The sequence below is a fragment of the Atribacter sp. genome (assembly GCF_035418125.1).
Classification (GTDB): domain Bacteria; phylum Atribacterota; class Atribacteria; order Atribacterales; family Atribacteraceae; genus Atribacter; species Atribacter allofermentans.
The window spans coordinates 1-5,457 of sequence record NZ_DAOLQM010000145.1; the positions used below are offsets into that span (position 1 = coordinate 1).

General features: G+C 38.6%; 9 protein-coding genes and 1 tRNA gene. 9 read left to right on the forward strand and 1 reads right to left on the reverse strand.

The genetic code is table 11. The annotated features are described in order from the left end of the window. The 9 genes from rpmG to PLK24_RS07805 form a co-directional block, all read left to right on the forward strand. Positions 1 to 218 (forward strand): 50S ribosomal protein L33 (rpmG, locus tag PLK24_RS07765; RefSeq protein WP_324477890.1); only part of this gene is annotated, 218 nt, incomplete at its 5' end. A gap of 13 nt (positions 219 to 231) precedes the next feature. Beyond that, positions 232 to 307, forward strand: a tRNA-Trp gene (locus PLK24_RS07770). A 223-nt stretch (positions 308 to 530) separates the two neighbouring features. Beyond that, positions 531 to 704, forward strand: a complete 174-nt coding sequence (secE, locus tag PLK24_RS07775) for a preprotein translocase subunit SecE (protein ID WP_324477892.1) — start codon at positions 531 to 533, stop codon at positions 702 to 704. 26 nt (positions 705 to 730) lie between these two features. Then, complete coding sequence (gene nusG, locus PLK24_RS07780; protein WP_324477894.1) at positions 731 to 1,255, forward strand: transcription termination/antitermination protein NusG; 525 nt, start codon at positions 731 to 733, stop codon at positions 1,253 to 1,255. A gap of 15 nt (positions 1,256 to 1,270) precedes the next feature. Beyond that, positions 1,271 to 1,699 (forward strand): 50S ribosomal protein L11, encoded by a 429-nt coding sequence (gene rplK / locus PLK24_RS07785; protein WP_324477896.1) that lies wholly within the window; start codon positions 1,271 to 1,273, stop codon positions 1,697 to 1,699. Positions 1,700 to 1,718: 19 nt separating this feature from the next. Continuing rightward, the gene (gene rplA, locus PLK24_RS07790; RefSeq protein ID WP_324477898.1) at positions 1,719 to 2,435 is read left to right on the forward strand and encodes a 50S ribosomal protein L1; all 717 of its coding nucleotides are present in this window, start codon (positions 1,719 to 1,721) and stop codon (positions 2,433 to 2,435) included. A gap of 135 nt (positions 2,436 to 2,570) precedes the next feature. Continuing rightward, positions 2,571 to 3,095 (forward strand): 50S ribosomal protein L10, encoded by a 525-nt coding sequence (rplJ, locus tag PLK24_RS07795; protein WP_324477900.1) that lies wholly within the window; start codon positions 2,571 to 2,573, stop codon positions 3,093 to 3,095. 15 nt (positions 3,096 to 3,110) lie between these two features. Next, a complete protein-coding gene (gene rplL / locus PLK24_RS07800) occupies positions 3,111 to 3,485 on the forward strand; it encodes a 50S ribosomal protein L7/L12 (protein WP_324477902.1) in 375 nt (124 codons plus the stop codon). Positions 3,486 to 3,576: 91 nt separating this feature from the next. Then, on the forward strand, positions 3,577 to 4,551 hold the full coding sequence (locus PLK24_RS07805) for a DMT family transporter (RefSeq protein WP_324477904.1): 975 nt from the start codon (positions 3,577 to 3,579) through the stop codon (positions 4,549 to 4,551). Here PLK24_RS07805 and PLK24_RS07810 read toward each other — a convergent pair. Beyond that, on the reverse strand, positions 4,537 to 5,286 hold the full coding sequence (locus tag PLK24_RS07810) for a YdcF family protein (RefSeq protein WP_324477906.1): 750 nt from the start codon (positions 5,284 to 5,286) through the stop codon (positions 4,537 to 4,539). The genes PLK24_RS07805 and PLK24_RS07810 overlap by 15 nt on opposite strands. Between the last annotated feature and the right edge of the window lie 171 nt (positions 5,287 to 5,457).

Genomic DNA, 5,457 nt, shown 5'->3' on the forward strand with positions numbered 1-5,457 from the left:
GAAGGTGGTCGTACCGTCGGAGCCGGAGTAGTAACCGATATTATCGGGTAAATCAGGAGGATATTATGGTACAAGAACCTATTACCTTTGAATGTACCGATTGCCGGAGGCGTAACTATCAGGGCATGAAGAACAAAAAAAACAAAAGTGCCCGTTTAGAATTTAAAAAATACTGCCCTCATTGTAGAAAACATACCATACATAAAGAAATGAAGTAGATAAAAAAATTGCAGGTCCGTAGCTCTAACGGCAGAGCACCGGTCTCCAAAACCGGGGGCTGCAGGTTCAAATCCTGCCGGGCCTGCCATTTTTTTCTTTATGATTCAATGATCCTGGATTGTTGACACTAAAAAGGAAAAAAGATAAAATGTTGCAGCGTTTGAATGCGTTTTTTATAGGGAGAATGGTATAAGTTAGCTACCATTTTCTTTTTTATTGTTGTGGTAATTGTTCATCAAAAGTATCCCCAAAAACTCAAAAGGGAAAGGGAAGAGTGTGCTGTGAATTTTTTCGTTAAGTTATTCAATAGATTGAAGAATTATTTTAAAGATGCCTGGAGTGAGTTAAAAAAGGTTACCTGGCCAAGCCGAAAAGAACTAATATCCAGTACTCTTACAGTTTTAGCAGTAGTAGTTGTTTTTGCGGTTTTTTTAGGAGTAATTGATTTAATCCTAACCGCTCTAATTGGTTTATATATTAAGTAATTACCGGAGGTCATCATCTCACCATTATGGATAAACTATGGTATGTTGTTCACACCTTAGCTGGCAGCGAGCACAAAGTTAAAGCGAATTTGGAAAGAAGAATTGCCTCTATGGGGATGCAAGATCAAATTTTTCGAGTGGTTGTTCCAATGGAGGAGACCATTGAGGTAAAGAGGGGGAAAAAGAGATTTACCAAGAAGAAAGTATTTCCCGGTTATGTAATGGTAGAAATGATGATGAATGACCGTTCTTGGTATGTAGTGCGAAATACACCTGGAGTAACGGGTTTTGTTGGTTCGGGGCTTCGACCGGAACCACTGAGCGAAGGAGAAGTCAAAGTCATTCTTCGACAAACCGGAGTTGAAAAAGGAAAGCCACGTCTTGATATCGAAAAAGGAGAGACGGTAAAAGTCATAGCCGGGCCTTTTTTAAATTATACCGGTGTGGTAGAAAGTGTTGATCATGAAAAGGGTAAGATAACCGTTCTCTTATCAATATTTGGTCGTGAGACTCCAGTAGAGCTTGAATTTTCCGATATTGAAAAATTGTAAAGAGGTGGAATAGACATGGCAAAAAAAGTGGTAGCTGTTGTAAAGCTCCAGATTCCTGGGGGTATGGCCACTCCTGCCCCTCCGGTTGGACCTGCGCTTGGACAGCATGGTGTGAATATTATGGAATTTTGTAAAGCCTTTAATGCTCGGACAGAAAAAGACCGGGGGATTTTAACACCGGTAGAAATAACTGTATATGGTGATCGTTCATTTACTTTCGTAACAAAAACCCCTCCGGCTTCTTTCTTGATTCTTCAAGCTTTGGGTATTGAAAAGGGCTCTGGGGAACCAAACAAGGTCAAAGTTGGAAAATTAACTCGTTCTAAGGTACGAGAAATAGCCCAGAAGAAAATGCCTGATTTAAATGCGAATTCAATCGAAGCAGCCATGAATATAATTGAAGGAACCGCAAGAAGCTTGGGTGTTGAGGTCGTAGAGGGTTAGGGAGAGTGAGGTGAGTAGTATGCCAACTAAAAGTCGACGTTTTGAAGAATTAAAAAATAAATTGGAACCAGGTAAGATTTATACTGTTGATGAAGCATTTCAAATGGTTAAAGAGTTAGCAAATGCGAAATTTGATGAAACCATTGAAGTTGCCGTTAAGCTGGGAATCGATCCAAAACAATCAGACCAGCAAATTCGTGGTACGGTTTCCTTGCCCCATGGGATAGGAAAGCAAGTCCGGGTTTTGGTTTTTGCTCTGGGGGAAAAAGCCAGTGAGGCACAAGCTGCTGGTGCTGATTATGTTGGTGGAGAAGATTTAGTAGAGAAAATCCAATCGGGTTGGTTTGATTTTGAATCAGCTATTGCCACTCCAGATATGATGAGAGTAGTAGGTCGATTAGGAAAAATATTGGGACCAAAAGGGTTAATGCCCAATGCCAAGGTAGGAACCGTAACCTTTGATCTAGCTCAAGCGGTTAAGGAAATAAAAGCCGGTCGATTGGAAATACGAAATGACCGTTATGGAAATATTCATCTTCCAATCGGGAAAGCTTCTTTTGATATAAGTAAATTACAAGATAATTTCTTTGCACTATTAGAAACAATAGTTCGAATGAAACCTTCAGCAGCTAAGGGTCGTTATGTAAGAAATATTGCTATTTCTTCAACCATGAGCCCTGGGCTCAAGTTGGATGTGAACAACACTTTAGCAAGAATGGAGAAAAGGGTCGCTTAAAATAAACCGAAATTGAATATAATTATGCCCATGAACCGGGGGCGGTCGCTTAAATATCCTGGGGAGGCTTTATTGATATGAAGCTCTCGTATTTATGGGAGCTTTTTTATTTCGGAAGAAAGGAGGTTGTTATTTTTGGATAAGATAAAAAAGAACCAGATAATTGAAGACATTTTACAAAAACTCCAAAAAAGTCAAGCAGTTTATGCTTTTAATTATCGTGGGATTAATGTTATGAATGTTGAAGCCATCCGAAAAGCTTTACGAGATAGTCAAGGAGAGATGAAAGTTGTTAAAAATACCCTTGCTCATATTGCTTTTCAAAAGGCCGACATTCCCTTTGATGAAAGTATTTTGACTGACCAAAATGCGCTGGCTTTTTCTTATCAGGATATAGTTTTAACGGCCAAGACACTAACGGATTTTGCCAAAAAAGTGCCTCAGCTTGAAATTAAAGGGGTATGGCTCAACCAACAACAATATGGACCGGAACAAGTGAAAAACCTGGCAAGTTTACCAACCCGAGAGGTTTTGGTCGCTCAGGTAGTAGGTGGAATCGCTGCACCGCTTAGCGGGTTAGTTGGTGCTCTAAGCGGAGTTTTGCGAAATATGGTATGGGTTCTTAAATCAATAGAAGAAAAAAAGGTAAGCAATCAATAAGGGAGGTACCTATAAATGACCAAGGAAGAAATTATTGACGTTATTGCGAATATGACTGTTCTGGAATTAGCAGATTTGGTAAAGGCCTTAGAGGAAAAATTTGGAGTCTCAGCAGCTATGCCAGTTGCTGCAGCAGCTGCTCCAAATGCCGGAGCAGCCGCACCGGTTGAAGAGGAAAAAACTGAATTCACAGTCGTTCTCAAGAGTGCTGGAGCTGAAAAATTAAAAGTTATCAAAGAAGTTCGAGCCATTACTAGTTTAGGCTTGAAAGAAGCCAAAGACTTGGTTGACGGAGCTCCAAAACCAGTGAAGGAAGCTATTCCAAAGAAGGAAGCCGAAGAGATTAAAGCCAAACTGGAAGCTGTCGGTGCTGAGGTTGAATTAACCTAGTGATTGAATTTCCGATGTGAAGGGACCCAAATGAAAGGGTCCCTTTTTTCTTTTTTATCCAAAAATATCATAATCAGAAAAGAGCAAATCAATGAGGAATTCCGAAAACTACATCCCAACATCATCTTCTCACCCTGAAGAGAAATCCGAACCCTTGGTTAAAAATCCTTATATTTCTCTTCTTATGGTTTCCCTGATTTGGGGAATAAATTTTAGTATTGTGAAACAGGGGGTTATGATCATTGGTCCTCTTTCTTTTTCCTTAATTCGGTTTACCGTGAGTAGTTTGATTATGATAATTTTATTATGGCGCATTGAAGGGAACCCTTTTATCAAAAAGAAAGATATCTGGTATTTTATCTTTTTAGGTGCTTTGGGTTTTGGAATCTATCAACCACTATGGAGTTATGGTCTTCGATTAACTTTAGCATCCCATTCGGCTATTCTGCTCTCAATATCTCCAATTGTAGTTGTTCTTATTGCTTATTTTAAAAAAGAAGAAAATGTCGAATGGTATAATTTTTTGGGAATTGGTATTGGATTTTTAGGTGTTACCTTCCTGATTAGTCAAGGAAAACCAAGTTCATTTTCTCCCCATATACTATTAGGAGATATTCTTACTCTTTTGGCAGCTATTTGTTGGGGTCTTTATTCCTATTTTGGGAAGCATATGCTACGTAAATATTCACCATTGAAAACCAGCTGTTGGAGTATCATATTTGGAACTTTTATTATGTTTCCCATCTCATATTTTGAAATTATTGACCTCGATCTTTCTGATATGACTCTACCGGTTTATTTGTCGATGGGGTATGCTATATTTTTATCAGCTATATTAGGCTATATAATTTGGATGAATGGGATTAAGAAAATCGGTGCCTCCCGGACTTCAGCTTTTCAATATGTTACGCAGATATTTGGAGTGATAGGAGCTTGGCTTTTTTTTAAAGAGCCTTTTGGTTATCGATTTTTAATTGGAATGGTTTTAGTTACTTTTGGAGTCTGGCTCACCCAAAGAAAACCAAGACCGCTATTTAATGTTACTAACCCTTTAGTTAAGGAATAAAACCAATAAACCAAGGTATTCGTGAATAATTTGTGCAAAAGCCGAAAATGCTTGCAGAGATGGGAGGAAATCAGAAAGAACAATTGGGGTTCGATCGTAAGGAGGATGAGCACTTACCGGGATAATGCTGGCATCAGGAAGGAAAGATTGAAAGCTTATCATTGCTCGTTTCAAATGAATTTCTGAAGTAACTAAATAAAAAGAATTCCAATGATTATTCAGCAAAATCTGAGAACAATACTCAGCGTTTTCCTTGGTATTTCTTGATTTTGATTCGGTGATGATATTATCTTGAGGAACTCCCCACTGTTTAAGGATGTCAGCCATGATATCAGCTTCTGAAGGCCCTGATTTGACCCATACTTGACCGCCGCTCACCAGAAGAGGAATTTTTTCTTTTTGCCAGAGAGTATACCCTTGATGTAATCTCAGAAAAGAATAAGGACCGGGTAGAAATCGATTCTGATAGGTATCCAAATAAGTACCCCCACCAAGAACAATAATAACCTGTGGTTGGTCTGTTGATGTATATTGAGGTGTTACGTTAGACGAGGGCAAGAGAAAGCGTACGCCAATACCAGTGGAAAAAAAATAAATTATGACTGCCAAGGTAATCCATTTCAAAGATTCTTTCTCCTTTTTTCTTGCCAATAAACCAAAAAACAAAGCAATGGCTATAAATACTCCTGGAGGTTCAATAAAAGAAGTCAATACTTTTTGGAGAAAAAATCCCATGTCTCTTTTACCAGTTTGCTTCCTGTGATATGCTAACTATAGCAAATTTTAGGAAGGATTCCAATGAGAAGGTTGAGAGTTGAGATGATAATAGTTTTTTGGTTGGTTTTATTTTTATCGCTACCAACCATCGCAAAATCTTATTATCATCCCTCAATTTCTCAAACCTTT